This is a genomic window from Chitinophagales bacterium (assembly GCA_019694975.1).
Lineage (GTDB): Bacteria > Bacteroidota > Bacteroidia > Chitinophagales > UBA10324 > JACCZZ01.
Genome location: JAIBAY010000002.1, coordinates 762,161 through 781,653, shown reverse-complemented (window position 1 = coordinate 781,653; position 19,493 = coordinate 762,161). Strand labels below are relative to the sequence as shown.

The window sequence follows — 19,493 nt, the reverse complement described above, 5'->3', positions numbered from 1 at the left end:
GATGAACAGGCATCAGACAGTTACCGCTATCAGTTACAGGAAAAAACCTGCCTGGTTTAATCTGATCAACAGTGGCTGGCGGAATTCCTATTTTCTCGGAACAAAAATCAACCTAAGCAAGGATCACCTCATCAGCCTCGCCCGTAAAAGGACGGCATTGCATGATTTCGGAAATGACTTTTGGGATGAGCCATTGCAGAGAATGCTTGACGCCATTGAAGGAGAAGCGCAATTGTCACCTGTTGGCAGGTTCATCACACGGGAACGATTGGTGGGCCTGCTTGCTGTCAGACTGCGGGCTGAAAATGATTTCAAACGCAACCCACACATTCTCGGGCAGGATCTGTATCCCGTTCAATTGATTTGCGGGTTGCAGCGTACCGGTACCACTAAGCTGCAAAGGTTACTTGCGGCAGATCCTGAGAACAGGGTATTGCTAAGCTGGGAAGCCATCAACCCTGTTCCACTCAGTAATGATTCTCGTGAGAAAGAAAAAAGAATCAGGACAGCGCGCCTCAGTGAAAAGGCGTTGCGGCTGATGGCACCCTCATTTTTCGCTATTCATCCTGTTGAACATGAACAACCGGAAGAAGATATCCTGCTGCTTGATGCCACTTTTTTGAGCACTACTGCCGAAGCGACAATGCATGTTCCATCCTATGCTGCATGGCTTGAAAAAACGGATCAAACCATCGCGTATCAATACATGATCAAGCTGTTGAAGTACCTCCAATATCAGCGGCCTGCGAAGCGGTGGGTATTGAAGAGTCCGCATCATCTTGAATTTCTTGATATCATCAAGCAGCAGATGAGTGATGTTCATTTTATATGGACGCACCGGGAAATAAGTGAAAGCCTGCCATCTTTCCTCAGCATGGTGGCTCACAGCCAGACTATATTCAGCGAATCAGTGTCGCTTGCCCGTGTGGCGGAGCACTGGGTCAGGAAGACGGCACATATGCTTTCACGTGGCATGGCGTTCAGAGAAAATAATCCCGACTTGCATTTTACCGATGTGTTTTATGATCAGCTGGTGGCGGATCAGTTTGCTGCGCTGGATACTATCTATCATCACCGCGGTGCAGTTTCGGCAGCATTGCGTGACAGGTTTATTAAGGCCGGACAACAACACCGGCAACATAAATATGGCATGCATAGATATAGCCTTGCAGATTTTGGCTGGAGCGTCGAACAGATCAAAAATAATTTTCAGTTTTATTCAACATTTCTCAGCAACATCAGCCATTGAAATATGACCGGTCAGAAAAAGAGATATTCAAATGCAGTTACCGCAACCATCAGCGGTATAACCGATCTGTTCATGAAACAGCAAAACATTGTTTCATTACGCGATGACGACAGGCTGGACGGAAAAAATGTGTTGATCACCGGTGCAAGTTCAGGTCTTGGTTTAGCAGCCGCCATTCAATTGGCATCGCGTGGGGCCAAGGTATGGATGGCATGCCGCAGTGGAATTCCCGAAAAAGGAGAGATGGTGAAAAAAAGGTCGGGCAATCAACAGGTAACGATGCTGCAGGTTGACCTTGCTGATCTGCAGTCAGTCATTGCGCTGACCAATACGTTGAAAGCACAGGCAGTTAAAATTGATGTACTGGTGGACAATGCCGGAATGGTTCCGGGCAAGAGCCGTAAAACAAAACAGGGAATGGAGGAAATGTTTGTGGTAAATTACCTCTCAAAATTTTTGCTTACACGGCTGATGCTGGAAAACGAACTGTTCAACACAGAACAGGGAAAGGCGCCAAGGATCATTTATGTCGCATCAGAGAGTCATCGTAATCCCGGTGAATTTGATTGGGATGCATTCGGCAAGTACAAATCATATCCAATGACAAAAACAGTTGAATACTATGGTTACTATAAGTTGCTGCTGACAACATTTGCGAATGAACTCAGCAGAAGAATCAACCATCAGCCGCATGTTGCCTATTCGGTCTTCGCGTTGTGTCCCGGACCTGTAAATTCCAACATTGCGCGGGAAGCACCGCTTGTGTTCAAGCCATTACTGAAACTGGTCTTCAAACTGTTTTTCAGAGATCCGGCTGTCGCGGTACAGCCCGTTGTTTATTTTGCGGCATCGCCGGAAGTAGAGAAGAAACCGATTGACTATCTTTTTCTCATGAGCAGGAAGGATATGGATGATAAAGCGACTGATAAGCAGAATGGCGCCCGGCTTTGGAAGCTCTCGGAAGAATTGCTGAGGGAGCATGGCATTTTCTTTTCCAGATAATACCATTGATTGAAAATTTACAGGTAATAGCAGTATGCGCTTACACTGATCTTACATGGTATTCCACCGCCAGGTATGTTTCCATAGTGCTATAATCAATGAATGAACTGGTGTCGGCATATACGGTGATCATGCGTGGAATTATGATGAATGGATTTCCAAAAAAGCGAAATGGATTCAGCAGATCGGCCGGAGTCCTGAGCTGTTCTTCCACAATGCCATTAAAGGCAGGTGCATTCGGGGTGATTGATTCCTTCACTTCATTACGGACGTAATTCCACAGCGGGTGAATGCGCAATGAAAGCGGTGTATGCCCGTTGTGCCAGCGATGAATGAACAGATCATAACTCAGCCCTTTTTTTTTCGAAAACAGCGTGAGCAGACAAACACCCGGAGTCACAGCTCCATCTTTCCAGTGCCTGTCGTAGGCTACCGGCACCGCTTCTTCTGCGTGATAGGCACCACGAAAACCATCTGCATTGAGCAGCTGCTGAACTGGCATACGAATGGATTTATAGATGGAAATCACCGCAATCTTTTTTTTGCAAAATGGAATGACGGATAGGCGGGGTGGCGCAGATTCCGTGATAGTATATTTAATGGCGCCGGGTTGTAATTCATTATGGACGACGGAAACTATTGCGGCAATCCGCTGCCTGAAGGCTTCGTAGGTCTCCTTTGTATTGCCTTCCACCATATAAATCTCTTTGTTCATCTGCTTGCCGGTTATTTGAATATTTTGTGCGAACAATGCATGCGATTCACAAAATAAAAACTTCATGGCGGCAAAACTGAATATTCTTGTTACCGGCGGAACGGGCTTCCTCGGCAGAGCCATCATACATGAACTGCTGGATGAGCATGTGCCATTAAGTATAGCATCCGTCACTATCCTGGGACTGAAAGAAAGAAGTGCATGGATTGATGACCGGATTCAATATGTGCAAGGCGACATCTGCAACAGAGAAGAAATGAACCGTGCATGCGCCGGCATCGATCTTGTTATTCATACCGCAGCTATTGTTGACTGGGGAACCAAGAGACCGGAGGAAGTTTACCGTGTTAATTTTGAAGGAACGCGCAATGTGGTGGAAGCCTGCAGGAGCAACCAGGTAAAATGGTTGTTGTACACGAGTTCGCTCGATGTAGTGATGACGGGTAAGCCATTGACTAATATTGATGAATCGCAACCTTATCCGGCCCGTCATCTGAATATGTATTGCGAAAGCAAATGCAAGGCAGAGCAACTTGTGCTGTCAGCAAACGGTGAACAATTGAGAACAGCAGTGTTGAGGCCTGCCGATATCTGGGGTGAATATGATCCTTACCATCTTCCACCACTAATTGAAATGGCCAAAAAAGGATTGTATGTTCGAGTCGGGAACGGCAGTGCTTTAAACCAGCATATTTATGTGGGCAATATGGCCTGGGCGCATGTGCAAATTGCAAAGGTGCTTGTTGATGGTCAACAAGCAATGGCCGGACAGGCTTACTTCATTACAGATGGCCCGGGCACCAACTTTTTTAAGTTCTTCGATGAGATTGTCATAAGATCAGGATATACTATCCGTCCACGCAATGTTTGGTTGCCACGATGGCTGATGTACGCGATTGGAGCTATTACCGAATTTTTGGCGTTGCTCTTGCGCCCCATAATATATTATAGTCCGAAGCTCAGCCGCTTTGCCGTGTTGTACATCACCACTGACTTTACTTTCTCTTCAGCAAAGGCAAAGCGTGATTTTGGATTTGAACCGAAATACAGTAAGGAGGAAGCGATAGCGCGCACCGCAGTTTTTTTCCGCAAGCCGGGCAAAACACATCAGTAGTATCAAATTGTAAACCTGCAAATGAAGGTCGGTTAATACCAACAGGCGGTAGTTTTTATGACTTGAAGGTTTATATAAGCCGTTCTATTAGGCCCTTTCTCTTCACAATGTTTTTATAATCCCATTGAATCCGCGCTGATTTTTCCAGCCAGCGTTTCAAATCACTTTTATTCACCTGCTTCACGTCAGTATAACGTACTTCAGCGGCTTTGAAGCTGCCCTCTTTCTGCAGCATTGGTTCATCAAATGATTGCCCGCTCCAGAACAACAACCGGATACAATTTTTCAGTTTGTGGTAACCTACAATGGGATTTCCTTCGATAAACCAAACCGGATGAGCATGCCAGATCTTATTTTCGGCCGCAGGTAAATGGCGGTTGATGCATTGCGCAAGTAAGGAGCAAATAGCATTGTCGTCCGCATTAAGCGATTCATTGTATCGCAGTACGTCTTTGTTCATATCGGCTGCTTGTGTGAAGCTTGATGAGAATCACAGTCACTTCTTCCGTTCACTTTTTTTAACATCACTCAATGCCGGCGTTACAAAAAGGATGAATTGAGATTAAACAGGAGTGCCGAAAAAATTCGAGTAATTGAGCAGTAATGCCAGGGCGCTTATTACACAATAGATTATCTGAACCATCGAAAAACGGGTCTTTTTTGCGTAATGAAAATAATGCCATGCAAACATCAAAGGATAAAACCATAAAGCTATCCAGGCCCAGTATTCACCATGCCTGAATGGAAGCCATAAGATGAGCAAAGCAAATAAATTCAGTCCGAGCATCTGGCTGGTAAAATCAATTAACAGGAATCTCATTGCCTTACCTGCCTGCAATGATGATGCAGCTGTTTCTTGCAGGTCGAAGCCTGCTGCTATACTTAGCATGTTATAAGCGCCTTCACTTTTTATGCTCCAGACAATGCTGAATATTGCACCAATGGCACAGAAGTAGGTGAAGATGGAAAGGGCAAAAATCATGGGAGCATTCATATCTTTTTTTTTATTACGAAAATAATGATGTCCCGTTAAATATTCAATTTTTCATGTAACGTTATTTCATTTGGCAGTGCATTCATTGCAGTTGTTCAAACAGGTTTAAACAGACAACAGGGAATTGCAGGAATTTTTTCCGGCTCCAGTTATAACTACATGAAGTTATGGCAGAAACAAATTGCTGTGTCAATCGAAAATTACTGTGATTTTAGATTTGACATCAGTTAAAGCAGCATATACAAATTGTTATCCGGCGGATGGACAAAATTGAATTGCAGGTGTTCCGGGAACCTGCATGAATCTTTGCCTGCACTATATGAAAGCAGTCACGCTGATATGTTACTTCAACAAGTTTACATATCCATGGGTGACTACTTTTTCACAGGTGCCCGATTCAACAGAGAGATAATAGATATAGGTACCCACGCTGCAGATTTTTCCAAGATAGGTACCATCCCAGCTGTCGGCAGGATCGTCTGAAGCAAAAAGTTGTTTACCCCATCGGTCAAAGATGAACAGTTGATAATTCTTCAGTTGTGTTCCCGACAATACCGGTGCAAAGACATCATTGATACCATTGCCGTCCGGTGTAAACGCATTAGGAACAAAATACTTGGTGTTAAACTGCACATAGATGGAATCTGTCACATCACAGCCTGTTGCGTCTTTGATGGTTGCCCAATACCAGCCAGTGGAAGTGACGGTTTTCGTTGGTGAAACCGTATTGTCAAACCAGAGTGTCGCTGCTGATGAGCTTACTATTTCATACGAACTGCCAATGCAAAGCAGCGTATCATCGGGAAGAAATGTTCCGGGCAGCACGGTTAGTTCCAGTGTATAAATGCTGTCACATCCCTTAGATGTCAGGAAAGCGGCGGTATAGGTTCCGCTTGCAGACAAGAAAGTGCCATGGAAATCATAAACATCGCCCGGGCATAAAGTAACCGCATCGCTGAAATGATAAGACGGATGAACGGTGAGGTCTAATGTGCGGATAGTATCACAGCTGCCGGCAGTTTTAATGGTATCAACATAGATGCCCGTGCTGGTATATCCCAGATAATTTTCTCCACTGCAAATAATGCGTGTCAAAGCAACGGGGAATGAAATGTTATTGCCAATCACCGTGGCTATACTGTCGATGATGCAGCCTTCCGGCGAGCGAACATAAATGGTATAAGTACCGGCGTCCACATCATTAAAAACGCCGCTGCTTTGATAATTCACACCATCAATAGAGAAGGTGGAGTTAGGTCTGTTGGTGGTGATGGTGATAGTTCCGTTATGCAATGAACTGCAATCGGAATTAGTGGTTGCAATGCCTGTAATCTCAAAAGAAGGAAGATCAATCTGGCTGGGAGCAAAAAACAGGTTGCCTACGGGCGTGCCGTTCCAAATCGCATTACCCTGGCTGTTTGTGAAGTCATTTTCAAATTTGTAGTATGCAATGAGCCCTGCCTGTGTTGATGGGTTAGGAAGGTCAAGCATATTCGCGGCAATCTGTTCCTGTGTACGGCAAATATTCCAGATGCGCACTTCATCCATCTTTCCCAAAAACTGCTCTGCCTGATTAGTGCTTTGATTACCAATAGCGGCGGGCAGATCATTTTGAAACAAGTTACCGCTGAATGGTTTTTCAATAACAAGACAACCATTCACATAATATCGTACAAACGAGCCATCATAGGTTCCTGCAATATGATACCATGTTTTTGAAGCCATCGTAAATGGATTCGCCATTTGCAAAAACTGTGTGGCTCCGCTATTGCCACTCACATAGGTGGTAAGTTCAAATGTCTGCGGCCTGAGCAGATAATTCACATCATCGGGAAAAGAGTGCTTGCTGACAATATTGATAGTGCTGAATCCATCCCGGTAGATAAGTGCTTCCACCGTAATCTGATTTCCCGGAACATCGAGGTCGCCGAGATTCAGCCATGTTGGATCCTGTGTAAGACTGAGTGTTTGTGAGCAGACGGGAGAAACAGCCAATAACAGTAGTATGCAAAAACCTAATGCAACTGATTTCATTCCCTTGAATTGTGACAGCAAAAGATGCAATGAAAGCAGTTTCAAATTTAGTCAAATTATCAGCGTAAGAACTTCTGTATAGTGGTGTATGCCCATTTCACAGGTTTATACCAATGTTGTTGACCTTTAGTCAGAACAGAGAAATTATTGCTTTCCTGAAAAAGGCAATGATGCTTCACTTGCCAGTTAACGGCTGACCGTTAGTTTGTTTATTTTAAATATTCCGCCAGCCAGTCTTGCACAGTTTGGTAAAAGAACCTGCTGTTTTCGGCTTTTAAGATCCAGTGATTTTCTTCCGGAAAGACAATCAGTTTGCTTGGAACTTTCTGCCGCTGTAATATATGCCAGTTCTCAATGGAGTTATTGATGGGCACACGGTAGTCCAGTTCACCTACCGTAATAAGCATTGGTGTTTTGAAGTTGGCCGCGTAACGATATGGATTTTGTTCTTTCCAGACTTTAGCATCCGTCCATGGTGCGCCGCCATTCATCACTTCGCGGCCATAGATTACATCGCTTGTGCCCCATTGCGATATGCTGTTTACCAGACCTGCATGCGAGATGAGGCATTTATAATGTGTGGTAGTAGCCTGCAGCCAGTTGGCAAGATGTCCGCCATAGCTTGCGCCGCCTGCAGCCTGGCGGGTGCCATCAATAAATGAAAAGCGTTTTATCGCATCTGCTGCCGCACCGTTTATTTCTTCACCCGGGCCTTTGAAAGGATCGTACTGAATATCCTGTCCGAATTTTTCTCCATAGCCGGTTGATCCTGTATAGTCTGTTAGCAAGAGTACATAACCCGGGCTGGCAAGCAAATGATAATTCCACCTGTAGCCCCAGTTTTCTTTCCATGAACCGGCCGGACCACCATGTATTACCACAAACAATGGATATTTCTTAGCGGGATCAAATCCTGCCGGTCGCACCAAAAGGCTTCTTATCTGCTGACCTTTCTTGCCGGTGTACCAAACAGTTTCAACCGCCGGAAGATCAAGTTGTGCGAGTTTTGCTTTATTCATTTCCGTCAGCATGGTATGACTGCCATCGGCATTAAGGCGGGCAATTTCGGGTGGGCTGGATGCTGTTTCATAATTGGCAACTACCGTTGTGGTGCCTGTCGTTCCTGTGCTGACACTTGTGAAGCAACCGGCAGAAGCCGTACTAATAATCTTCGGATCGCCACCATTCAACGGCAGCGTGTAAATCTTGTCTCTGCCCTGATCCTCCACGCTCATATAAACGAGATCACGGGTAACCACATAATTATTGATGCCTCGGTCAATTTTTTCACTCATCATCGTTTTGTTTTGCATGGAAGGCCAGTCGAAGCGCACGAGGCGATTAAGGTTATACACTTTATAGTTATTTACAAGCGAGCTGTAGCAGAGTAGATACCTGCCATCCCTCGTGACCTGAGGATTTCCATAGTCATTCTTATCATTGGTAAGTCTTGTTGCTTCACCACCATTTACTGTAACCTTGTACAATTGCGAGAAAGGTTCCTGGTAAGCAGCAGTATTGGCATTATCGCTGACAGCGAGTATCACTTCTTTGCTGTCGGCACTCCACGCTGCGCCTGTGTAGTCGAAGCCTTCCGATCTGCTGAGTGCCACATCGGTGAAAAGATCCCTGGCAACACTTCCTGCTTCAACAGCCTGCACAAAAGCATGGTCCTGCATTTCATCCCGCCAGTGATCAAAGTCACGGATGGGAAAAGAGGTATAAACACGGGCTTTGTATTTAAGTTTCTTCTTGTCTTCTGCGGCTTTCTTGTTCGCTGAATCGGTATAACACAAAGGATAAACGGTGCTGTTGAACAAAATCATTTTCCCATCCGGGCTCCAGCGTGGGGCGGAGGCACCGGTAGATAAAGTAGTGAGGCGCTGACCTTCACCTCCTTCCCTGATGTTCATTGTATAAATCTGTGCTACTTCATCACCGTCTCGTTTCGCCACAAAAGCGATGAATGTACCATCCGGACTCCAGGTGTATCCTGATTCACCTGCTTTGCCTGCTGTCAGTTTTCTTGCAGGTGAATGACCATCAGCCGCCACGAGCCAGATATCACTGACTTGTTCCTTCTCATCATAAGCCGCTTCAGTAACACTGAACATCACCCAATTACCATCCGGGCTGACGGCGGGCGCACCCACCCGGTTCATCAGCCACATGTCTTCATGTGTGATAGCTTTTTTATCCTGGGCATAAAGGTTACAGAAGCAAAATAAAAGACCGGCAATGAGTGTGATTTTTTTCATTTCTTTTTTGTAGCTGGTTTATGGAAGTCTGGTGTATGATGAATGATAAGTGAAGTAGTTGATTTATGATGTAGGTTATGGCGGGTTATCCACCTAATGCTGCATGCAGCACCTGTTTCATTTCTTGGATGGATTGGATAGAATTTATTTTACCATTGCGGGCGAATGAGATCATGCCTGTTTCTTCTGATACTACAATGGAGATCGCATCCGTTTCCTCCGTAATGCCGATAGCAGCGCGGTGTCGCAGGCCGGCCCGTTCCGGAACCGATGAACTCTCGGATATGGGAAGTACGGTTCCGGCAAATACAATTCTATTTTGTGAGATGATGACTGCGCCATCATGCAATGGGCTCGATTTTTCAAAGATGCTTTCCAGCAGCTTTGCTGAAATCACTGCATTTATTTTTACGCCAGGACTGTTAAAATCATTTAATTTGAAAGTGGAGTAGAATACCATCAGTGCGCCGGTTTTGGTTCTGGAGAAATAATCAATGGCACTTTCAATTTCAACGGCATCCTGATCCTGCTGCTTCGTGCGTTTTTTCTTGTTGCCGCGAATAAAGTCCCAAATGTTTTCCCTGTCACCAAGCCCTGCCTTGCCGAGTTTTAAAAGGAAGCGGCGGATCTCCGGTTGAAAAACAATTAATATGGCAATGAGGCCGGCATTCACGAAGGCGCCTATGATATCCGTCAAAAAATGAAGTTTCAGAAACTTCACCAACAGGTAAGCGCTGTAGATGAGCAACATGCCGAAAAAGATATTCATGGCCCGCGTACCGCGCACCAACCGGTACAATTCAATCACCAGCAGTCCCACCAATATCAGGTCGATGACATCGATGAGTTCAAATTCATGCGAGAATATTTTATACAGTAACGGCATGCAGTTGTTGTATGAGCTGAATCGTTTCTCTTGCTTCCTTCACATCATGTACCCTGAGTATGCCGGCACCATTGAGCAATGCAACGGTGTTTAAAGCTGTTGTACCGTTCAGCGCATCGGCAGGATTTATCTTCAGCACCTGGCAAATCATTGATTTCCTCGAAATGCCGGCTAATATAGGCAATCCAAAGAGCCGGAACAGCGGAAGTGCGGATAACAACTGAAAATTGTGCTCTATAGTTTTACCAAATCCAAATCCGGGATCAACCACCACATCATGTATGCCCAGTAATTGCAGTTGCAGTATCTTCTTCTTCAGCCAGTCAAAAATTTCCTGTGTCGCATTTTCATAGCCGGGACCGGCTTGCATGGTGGCCGGAGTGCCTTGCATATGCATAAGCACATAAGGCACACTTAATCTGGCAACAGTTTTCCATAAATCAGGATCGAAAGCACCTCCGGAAATATCATTGGCGAAGGAAGCGCCGTGATCAACTGCATGCTGAAGCACTGTGCTGCGAAAGGTATCAATTGAAATCACGGCATCAGGAAACCGGCGATGTATCGCATCCACTGCAGGAATGACTCTCGACAGTTCTTCCTGTTCGCTGATGATTGTTGCACCGGGCCGGCTCGACATGCCACCGACATCGAGTATGGCAGCACCTTCCAGGAGCATTTTTTCAGCCTGCTGCAGCAAGTTGTTTTCATTGACCAACTTACCGCCGTCGTAAAATGAATCGGGAGTTACATTAATGATACCCATCACAACAGGCGTGCTGATATCGAGCAGCTTCCCATGGCAGTTCAGCGTCTTCTTTGTTGAAAAGATTGTATTTTTCGCAGTCATTGTTGGTAAAAATATTCCCAAAAAAATTGGAAAGCAAAACAAGCAGGCAGTTTGATGAACAGGCGGGTGCCTGCAAAGACCTGTTCTCAAAGAAAGCGAAAGACTATGGAACATCCTGGAGAATTCTAAGACTCTCTTCGCTGGCCGATCAGATCTTTATCAAAGCGCAGCGTATCCGTACCATTGACAGGCTGGAAGTAAAGCAGGTCGCGGAAGAGATGGACAGTGAGTTTATCGGCATCGTAAATTATTCCGTGATTGCACTCATCCGGTTGTCGCTTGGTGCGAGGATTGAAGAACCGCTCGCCCATGAAGAACTGATGCAGCAGTATGTTGAAAAAATCACCACTGCCAAAGCGCTGATGATGGCGAAGAACCATGATTATGGCGAAGCCTGGCGTGATATGTTAATCAGTTCTTTCACAGATCTTATTCTCATGCGCATTCTCCGCATCAGGCAGATGGAAGAAAATGACGGCAAGACGCTTGCATCGGAAGGCGTGGATGCCAACCTGTACGATATCATCAATTACGCTATTTTTGCCCTGATAAAAATCAGCGAACAGCGATGAATAAATTTTTGAGAATTATATGTGTACTGGTAGGAGCATTCTTTATTGCTTCCGGATTCGTAAAGGGGGTGGACCCGGTAGGTTTCTCTATCAAGCTCGATGAATATTTCGAAGTGTTTGCCGATGATACGGCAAAGATTGGTTTTATCTCGTCCTTCTTCTTATGGCTGCGGAATTTTTCTGTGTACCTCTCTATGTTTTTCTGTGTGCTGGAGATGGTGTTGGGATTCATGTTGCTGCTTGGCTTTCAGATGGAGCTCACCGCCTGGATGATGCTGCTCCTCATCGTATTCTTTACCTGGCTTACCGGCTATTCCGCCATCACCAACAAGGTTACAGATTGCGGTTGCTTTGGCGATGCCCTGCATCTTACTCCGTGGCAGTCATTTAATAAAGATGTGGTGTTGCTGGTGTTCATACTTATCATCTTTGCCTTTCGTCACAGGATTAAATCACTCATTAAAAGTAATACTACGGGAACGGTATTCGTGGCAGTTTTCACCGCGGCTTGCACCTACCTCACCGTTTATTGCTTTCAGCACCTGCCTGTCATTGATTTCCGCGCATATAAGGTGGGGAATGATATCCGCGAAAAGATGACATTGCCCGAAGGCAAAACACCGGATCAATATGTAACGATACTCACTTACAAAGATAAGGTCACCGGTGCTTCAGCAGATTATGTGATGGCCAATAATAACGAGCAGCAATCTGCCTGGTTCGCTGCCAAAAATCTGCAGGTATTACCGTGGCAGGATTCGCTATGGATGAGCAACCATGAATTTGTGAAAAGTAACAGTGAGATTGTTGTGAAAGGCGATAAACCCGAGATCACTGATTTCAGGGTGTGGGACAACGACAACCAGGATGCAACCTCACTCGTGCTGGATGAACCGAATTATCACTTCTGGCTGGTCGCTCAGGATATGACGAAGACCAATAAGGAAGTCTTTGAGAAAGTGAATCAGCTGGCTGCTGCATGCGAAAAGAATAAGATACAGTTTGTTGGACTGACGTCGACGCCTTACGAACTGCTTGATCCGGTTCGTCATGAACTGAATGCCCCTTTCCCGTTTTACTATGCCGATGGCACTGTATTGAAGACAATCATCCGCAGCAACCCGGGACTTGTTCTACTGAAAGGATCAAAGGTGCTTGCACAATGGCATTACAATGATATGCCTGCCTATGACGAGGTGGAATCCGAATACTTTGCGAAGTAGCTGTACCTGATACTATTTTTTTCGACCGTGACAAGAAAGATGAAACAGTGAGCGGTCGGAATACTTACCCATGGCATTGGGTTGTACAGGAAGCTTCTACTGGTTGCAGTTTAATCATGATGCATCGGAAGCTGAACATGCCGTATCCAATAACGCAAGACTTGGTGTCCAAGTTTTAATGCCTGTTGTCTGATGTCTCAACACTATCCCCGCAGCATCTATCTTGTCGGTTTCATGGGCAGTGGCAAATCCACTGTCGGGAAACAGCTGGCCGCTTTGCTGCACTATGATTTTATTGATCTCGATGAGTATCTGCAGCAGCAGGAAGGAACAACTATCACACAGCTATTTGAAGAAAAAGGAGAAGCGTATTTCCGGGAAAGGGAATCAGAATACCTGCGCCGGTTTGATGCATCGAAGACGCAGGTAGTGGCAACGGGAGGTGGTACACCCTGTTTTTGGGAAAACATGGAATGGATGAATCAGCAAGGCACAACTGTTTACCTGAAAGCTACACCGGCATTACTTGCTAACCGGCTGCGTAATGAACAATCGCATCGCCCTTTGCTGCGCGGCAAAACAGGGCAGGAGGTGTTTGATTATATATCCGGTAAACTGGCTGAAAGAGAAAAATATTATTTATCCGCAAAGGTTATCACCGAAGCGGCTTCACTCACCGGCAGGAAGTTGCTTGGTGTGCTGCAGCAAAAAGCCTGATGCATCCCCAAGTTATATTTGCAGCGTTCGGCTTTTTTCTGCTGAAAAAAGGGACTCCGTTTTTATTGTTAGTTGCAGATTAACTACGCTATATAGCATTGAGTCTCCCGCAAATCCGTGATCATATCATCTTGTTATTTGTGGATGCAGCGTAGCAGTTTATCCGGGTATAAATTTCCATTATCCTGCAGTGACAACCAGCGTTCAATTTGTTACCTGTTAAAGTCACCTGTATCATTTGTATTCATATCATAATGATCACAGTTGAGCACATTACCTGTTACGTATGATATAGTCTGTTTGATGCATTGATTTTTTTATAGCAGGTTCAGCCGATAATACTGTGAAACCGGTGTCAGAAATATTTTATCCACAATGTGGTAAAAAGTGGTAAAAAGTGGAAGAATGTTTCTATTTTTGATTCGTTTTAAAACCGCATAATGGCTCAAACCCGCTTCCTGGGCGAATTTCCGTGTACGCTTGATGCAAAAGGCAGATTGCTTTTTCCTGCTGCATTAAAGAAGCAGGTGCCTGCGAAAGCAAAAAACCAGTTCGTTATTCACCGCGGTTTTGAAAAGTGTTTGGTCCTGTATGCAAAGCATGACTGGGAGGAGATCAGTGCGGAAGTGAATCGCCTGAACCTGTATGTCAAAGACAACCGCGACTTCGCCCGTTACTTTTTCAGGGGAGCGACGCCACTCATGCTGGATGGTACAAACAGGTTGTTGCTGCCGAAATCATTGTGCGACTCAGCCGATATTAAAAAGGATATCATCCTGTTTGGCTATGCCAACCGCATTGAAGTGTGGAGTGATAAGCTCTACCGCAAGCAAATGGATGAAGAGCCGCGCGACTTTGTAAAGCTGGCGGAAGAGGTGATGGGCAGGTTGAATAATAATTCATAATACCGGTTGAAGCGAATGTTCTAAATGAAAATGGATGTCAGCATATCATGTTCCGGTGATGTTAAAAGAGTGTATGGATGGGCTGAACATTCAGCCGGATGGTGTTTACGTGGATGTGACATTTGGCGGTGGCGGGCACAGCAGGGCAATACTTGAAAAAATCAATAAGGGGCAATTGATTGCATTCGACCAGGACCTGGATGCAACAGCCAACCTGATTCATGATGATCGTTTTGTTTTTATCAACCGCAATTTCAAACACCTGAAGAGCATGCTTCGTGTACATGGCATCAGCAGTGTGGATGGCATCCTGGCCGACCTGGGCGTTTCTTCTTTTCAGCTTGATACGGAAGTGCGCGGCTTTGCCTACAGGATGGATGGTCCGCTCGATATGCGCATGGATAAAAGCATAACGCTGACGGCCGAACAAGTAATTAATGAATATGCTTCTTCACAGTTGCAGAGAATATTCAGCGAATACGGGGAAGTACGAAATGCGCGCACGCTGGCACAGCATATCGGAGAGGCCAGATTTACGCAGAGGATTGATACGGTAGGGAAATTCATTGAAGTGATTGCGCCGGTTATCAGGGGTAATAGGAGCCGATACCTGTCGCAGGTTTTCCAGTCGCTGCGCATGGAGGTAAATGATGAGATAGCAGTGCTGCAGGATTTCCTGGAGCAGGGCAGGCAGGTATTGAAGTCCGGTGGCAGGCTGGCAGTGCTCTCTTATCATTCTGTGGAGGACCGGATAGTCAAGAATTTTTTCCGGCATGGTAATGCGTCCGGTGAAACCGTGAAGGATTTTTTTGGAAGGGAAGAAAAATATTTCCGGCTGATCAGCAAAAAGCCTGTAGAGGCAAGTGAAGAAGAAGTGAAGCAGAATCCAAGAGCGCATAGTGCCAGGTTAAGAATCGCGGAAAAAGTTTAACTGTCATCCTGCATTCATCATCAATATGTCATCAGTAAATCAGATAAAACAAGCGGCTCCTGAAGTGAAGGAAGAGGTAATACAGGAGAAGAAGGTGGTGTCTTCCAGGCGTAACTGGTTGTATGAGTCGCTCGACCTGAGTCGCTGGGTGCACCATCAAACGATCATCCGTAATCTCCCATTTATCTTCTTCCTGGCTGCCATCGCCATTCTATACATCGCCAATGCACACTATGCGGAGAAAAATGTAAGAGAACTGAATCTGATTGAAAAGAAAATGAATGAGATGCGGTGGGAATACATGACTACGCAATCGGAACTTGAAAATATCAGCAAACAATCGGAAGTGGCCAAGCTGGTGGAAGCGGCAGGTTTGAAAGAGCTGAGCGAGCCACCCAAAAAAATTATTGCAAAGCAGGATGAGCATTAAGAAAGACATTATCTGGCGCATAGGCCTGGCATACCTCTTCATGATGTTGCTGGGCATTGCCATTGCATGGAAGGTCTTCTACATACAAACGGTGGAAGGGCAACGCTACCGTTCAATGGCCGACAGCATTTCCACCAGGTATATGCCGGTGCTTGCCGAGCGTGGCAACATTTACTCAGAAGACGGACGCATGTTAGCCACTTCTTTGCCCAGTTTTGAAATCCGCATGGATATGCGGGCAGACGGCCTGACCAATGAAATTTTCTTCAAGCATATTGACTCGCTTGCATTGTCTATGGCGCACCTGTTCGGCGATAAGGCATACACCGATTACAAGAAATTGTTTTCAGCTGCCCGCAAACGTGGTGACCGCTATTTCCTGGTGAAGAAGAACGTAACCTATCCGCAATTGCTGGAGATGAAGACCTTCCCGATTTTCAGGCTCGGACAATACAAAGGCGGACTGATAGTGGTGCAGTCCAACAAACGTGCTTATCCCTATAAAGAACTTGCCAACCGCACCATAGGCTATATGCGCGATGCTACCGTACAGCCTGTAGGACTCGAAGGTTCGTGGAATACACAGCTGACAGGAATACCGGGCAGGCGATTGATGCAGCGGGTTTCCGGGGGAGAATTCATTCCCATCAACGACAAGAATGAAATAGAGCCGCAGAACGGTAAAGACATCATCACCACACTCGATGTAAACCTTCAGGATGTAGCTGAGCATGCGTTGCTCAAAACGCTGGTCACCAATGATGCTGACCACGGTTGTGTTGTGGTGATGGATGTGAAGACAGGCGCGATAAAGGCAATTGCGAATTTAGGTCGCACGGAACAAGGCACCTATTGGGAAGACTATAATTATGCAGTTGGCGAATCGCATGAACCCGGTTCCACTTTTAAGCTTGCGTCATTGCTCGCTTTGCTGGATGATGGCTACGTGGATATCGAGGATACTGTGGATGTGGAAAAAGGCATTCATCAGTTCTGGAGTCAGACGATGCGCGACGCCGAACGCCATAACCTTAGCCGGATCACCGTACGCTCCGCATTCGCCCACTCATCCAATGTTGGTATTTCCAAACTCGTTGAACAGCATTATAACAAAGACCCCGAAAAATATCTGCAGCACCTGCGTGCGCTCGGGCTTGACAAAAAACTGAATATTGAAATACCCGGCGAACAGCAGCCTTACATCAAGAATACCAAAGACAAACGGTTCACCCGTTATTCATTGCCCTGGATGTCGGTCGGCTATGAGATTCAGATCTCTCCGTTGCAAATGCTTACGCTGTACAATGCTGTCGCCAATAACGGTGTAATGATGAAACCATACCTGGTGAAGCAGATACAGGAATATGGATTGCCTGTGAAGGAATTTGAACCGGTTGTGCTGAATAAGAAAATCTGCAAAGACAAAACGCTGCAGTCGTTGCAGGTGATACTGAAAGAAGTGGTGGACAGCGGAACAGCACGAAACCTGCGCAATCCAAATTATTCAGTTGCCGGAAAAACAGGCACAGCACAGATTGCAGATGAAAAGCACGGCTATGGTACACGCGTTTATCAATCCTCTTTTGTCGGATACTTTCCTGCTGAAAATCCACTGTATTCCTGTATCGTGGTGGTGAATGCACCAAGTAAAGGCGTGTACTATGGAGCAGCAGTGGCCGCACCGGTATTCAAAGAAATTGCTGATAAGGTGTTTGCAACCGATCTCGATGTTCAGCCTGCAGTTGGTCTGCTGGCTGGTAATACATTGCAAAAACCGGTTGCAAAGGCTGGTAGCAAGAGTGATCTGTTGTATGTATGCAAAGCGCTTGGTATCAGCAATCATGCGCAAGGCGATCATCCATGGGTTACTGTGGAAAGCGGAACTGATTTCCGGCTGACCGGTCTGGCGATTCCGGAAAAAAAGGGTGTTGTGCCTGATGTGAAAGGTATGGGATTGCGTGATGCATTGTACCTGTTGGAAGAATGTGGTTTGCAGGTAAATGTTTCCGGTGCAGGCGCTGTTTGGTCGCAGAGTATCGCTCCCGGTGCTGCATTTGAGAAGGGTCAATCCATTTCAATAGCGCTGACACTATGAGAACGTTATCCGACATATTATACCGCGTTAACCTGCTGGAATTATCGGGTAAAACGGATGTTGCTATAACGGGTGTCTGCTTTGATTCACGCAAAGTGAAAGCCGGAAATCTGTTTGTTGCCACGAGAGGTACGAATACCGACGGACATGCATTTATCAATACTGCTATTGCCAATGGTGCAGTGGCGGTGGTGTTTGAGCAACTTGCCGAACTGAAAAAAAATGGAGTAACCTACATACAGGTTGGCGACAGCGCCCTTGCCCTCGGTATCATAGCCGAAAATTTTTATGATAACCCTTCAGAGAAATTAAAACTTGTTGCAGTCACGGGCACCAATGGCAAAACAACGGTTGCCACACTTTTATATCACCTGTTCACCGGTCTGCATTACAAATGCGGGTTGCTTTCCACCATCGAAAACAAGATTGCCGGAGAAGTTATTCCTGCTTCGCACACCACGCCGGATGCCGTTCAGATTAGTGAATTGCTGCAACGCATGCACCTGCAAGGCTGTTCACATTGTTTTATGGAAGCCAGCTCGCATGCCATCCATCAGCAGCGCATCGCCGGATTGAAGTTTACCGGTGCTGTATTCACAAATATTTCACATGATCACCTCGACTATCACAAGACCATAAAGAATTACATCAACGCGAAGAAGCTGCTGTTTGATCATTTGCCTTCCTCCGCATTTGCTCTCGTCAACGCCGATGATAAGCGTGGTCCTGTCATGCTGCAGAATACAAGGGCAAAGAAGCAAACCTATTCTATTTCCGGCATGGGTGATTTCCGCGCACGCATCGTGGAAACATCGTTCCAGGGAATGCAGCTGCTGATAGATGGTCAGGAAGTTTACACACCATTAGTAGGAAATTTCAATGCCTATAATCTCCTGGCGATTTATGCAACGGCTGTTCTGTTGGGAGAAGAAAAGTTAACCGTCTTAACACAACTCAGCAGGCTTATGCCTGCAGAAGGCAGGTTTGATTATGTGATCAGCAGTCAGCAAAAGATTATGGGCATTGTTGACTACGCACACACACCGGACGCACTGGAAAAAGTATTGATAACGATTAAGAAGATCCGCACCGGCAATGAGCAGTTGATTACGGTGGTCGGCTGTGGCGGCGACCGCGACAGCGCCAAACGTCCTGTGATGGCAAAGGTGGCCAGTGAACTCAGCGATCGCGTGATTTTCACTTCTGACAATCCGCGCAGTGAAGATCCCCAGGCCATTCTCGAGCAGATGAAGAAAGGCATTGTGCCGCTGAAGATCGGTAAGGCATTAACCATTCCCGATCGCAAAGAAGCCATCCGCACAGCTGTTTCACTGAGCAGCAAAGGCGATATCATCCTGCTGGCCGGAAAGGGGCATGAAAAATTCCAGGAGATAAAAGGTGTGAAGTATCCATTTGATGACAAGCAGGTTTTAAAAGAATCATTTGCACAAATGGAGAAATAACGAAAAGCATTCAATCAATCATAAACTCAGTCATTCAATCAAAAACCAACATCGC

At 45.8% G+C, this 19,493-nt stretch carries 18 protein-coding genes; 11 read left to right on the top strand and 7 right to left on the bottom strand.

The window, feature by feature from the left end; translation table 11 throughout:
- Position 1: 1 nt before the first annotated feature.
- Entirely contained in the window at positions 2–1,249 is a 1,248-nt protein-coding gene (locus tag K1X61_06335; protein MBX7108251.1) for a sulfotransferase, read from the top strand.
- A gap of 72 nt (positions 1,250–1,321) precedes the next feature.
- On the top strand, positions 1,322–2,251 hold the full coding sequence (locus tag K1X61_06330) for an SDR family NAD(P)-dependent oxidoreductase (protein ID MBX7108250.1): 930 nt from the start codon (positions 1,322–1,324) through the stop codon (positions 2,249–2,251).
- A 40-nt stretch (positions 2,252–2,291) separates the two neighbouring features.
- On the opposite strand, the gene K1X61_06325 is transcribed toward K1X61_06330, so the two are convergent.
- Entirely contained in the window at positions 2,292–3,032 is a 741-nt protein-coding gene (locus K1X61_06325) for an EthD domain-containing protein (GenBank protein ID MBX7108249.1), read from the bottom strand.
- Between K1X61_06325 and K1X61_06320 the strand changes: the two genes are divergently transcribed.
- Complete coding sequence (locus K1X61_06320) at positions 3,031–4,080, top strand: NAD-dependent epimerase/dehydratase family protein (protein MBX7108248.1); 1,050 nt, start codon at positions 3,031–3,033, stop codon at positions 4,078–4,080. The genes K1X61_06325 and K1X61_06320 overlap by 2 nt on opposite strands.
- A gap of 70 nt (positions 4,081–4,150) precedes the next feature.
- On the opposite strand, the gene K1X61_06315 is transcribed toward K1X61_06320, so the two are convergent.
- From K1X61_06315 to folP, 6 genes are all read right to left on the bottom strand, one after another.
- Positions 4,151–4,540: a DUF1801 domain-containing protein gene (locus K1X61_06315; protein ID MBX7108247.1), complete on the bottom strand. Its 390-nt coding sequence runs from the start codon at positions 4,538–4,540 to the stop codon at positions 4,151–4,153.
- A 102-nt stretch (positions 4,541–4,642) separates the two neighbouring features.
- Entirely contained in the window at positions 4,643–5,074 is a 432-nt protein-coding gene (locus K1X61_06310) for a hypothetical protein (protein MBX7108246.1), read from the bottom strand.
- Positions 5,075–5,416: 342 nt separating this feature from the next.
- Positions 5,417–7,108, bottom strand: coding sequence for a gliding motility-associated C-terminal domain-containing protein (locus K1X61_06305; GenBank protein MBX7108245.1), 1,692 nt, complete (start codon positions 7,106–7,108; stop codon positions 5,417–5,419).
- Between the two features lie 209 nt (positions 7,109–7,317).
- Entirely contained in the window at positions 7,318–9,366 is a 2,049-nt protein-coding gene (locus K1X61_06300) for a S9 family peptidase (protein MBX7108244.1), read from the bottom strand.
- A gap of 85 nt (positions 9,367–9,451) precedes the next feature.
- Complete coding sequence (gene cdaA, locus K1X61_06295; protein ID MBX7108243.1) at positions 9,452–10,252, bottom strand: diadenylate cyclase CdaA; 801 nt, start codon at positions 10,250–10,252, stop codon at positions 9,452–9,454.
- Positions 10,236–11,102, bottom strand: coding sequence for a dihydropteroate synthase (folP, locus tag K1X61_06290; GenBank protein MBX7108242.1), 867 nt, complete (start codon positions 11,100–11,102; stop codon positions 10,236–10,238). The genes cdaA and folP overlap by 17 nt, the downstream gene beginning before the upstream one ends.
- A gap of 26 nt (positions 11,103–11,128) precedes the next feature.
- Between folP and K1X61_06285 the strand changes: the two genes are divergently transcribed.
- From K1X61_06285 to K1X61_06250, 8 genes are all read left to right on the top strand, one after another.
- Positions 11,129–11,674 (top strand): DUF1599 domain-containing protein, encoded by a 546-nt coding sequence (locus K1X61_06285; protein ID MBX7108241.1) that lies wholly within the window; start codon positions 11,129–11,131, stop codon positions 11,672–11,674.
- Complete coding sequence (locus tag K1X61_06280; protein ID MBX7108240.1) at positions 11,671–12,897, top strand: hypothetical protein; 1,227 nt, start codon at positions 11,671–11,673, stop codon at positions 12,895–12,897. Before K1X61_06285 ends, K1X61_06280 begins: the two co-directional genes overlap by 4 nt.
- A 192-nt stretch (positions 12,898–13,089) precedes the next feature.
- Positions 13,090–13,614 carry an AAA family ATPase gene (locus tag K1X61_06275; GenBank protein ID MBX7108239.1) on the top strand — a complete coding sequence of 175 codons (525 nt, stop codon included), beginning with the start codon at positions 13,090–13,092 and terminating at the stop codon, positions 13,612–13,614.
- A gap of 440 nt (positions 13,615–14,054) precedes the next feature.
- On the top strand, positions 14,055–14,519 hold the full coding sequence (gene mraZ / locus K1X61_06270; GenBank protein MBX7108238.1) for a division/cell wall cluster transcriptional repressor MraZ: 465 nt from the start codon (positions 14,055–14,057) through the stop codon (positions 14,517–14,519).
- Positions 14,520–14,553: 34 nt separating this feature from the next.
- The gene (rsmH, locus tag K1X61_06265; protein MBX7108237.1) at positions 14,554–15,450 is read left to right on the top strand and encodes a 16S rRNA (cytosine(1402)-N(4))-methyltransferase RsmH; all 897 of its coding nucleotides are present in this window, start codon (positions 14,554–14,556) and stop codon (positions 15,448–15,450) included.
- A 25-nt stretch (positions 15,451–15,475) separates the two neighbouring features.
- On the top strand, positions 15,476–15,880 hold the full coding sequence (locus K1X61_06260) for a hypothetical protein (GenBank protein MBX7108236.1): 405 nt from the start codon (positions 15,476–15,478) through the stop codon (positions 15,878–15,880).
- Positions 15,870–17,975, top strand: coding sequence for a transpeptidase family protein (locus K1X61_06255; protein ID MBX7108235.1), 2,106 nt, complete (start codon positions 15,870–15,872; stop codon positions 17,973–17,975). The genes K1X61_06260 and K1X61_06255 overlap by 11 nt, the downstream gene beginning before the upstream one ends.
- Entirely contained in the window at positions 17,972–19,438 is a 1,467-nt protein-coding gene (locus K1X61_06250; protein ID MBX7108234.1) for a UDP-N-acetylmuramoyl-L-alanyl-D-glutamate--2,6-diaminopimelate ligase, read from the top strand. The genes K1X61_06255 and K1X61_06250 overlap by 4 nt, the downstream gene beginning before the upstream one ends.
- The last annotated feature ends 55 nt before the right edge of the window (positions 19,439–19,493 follow it).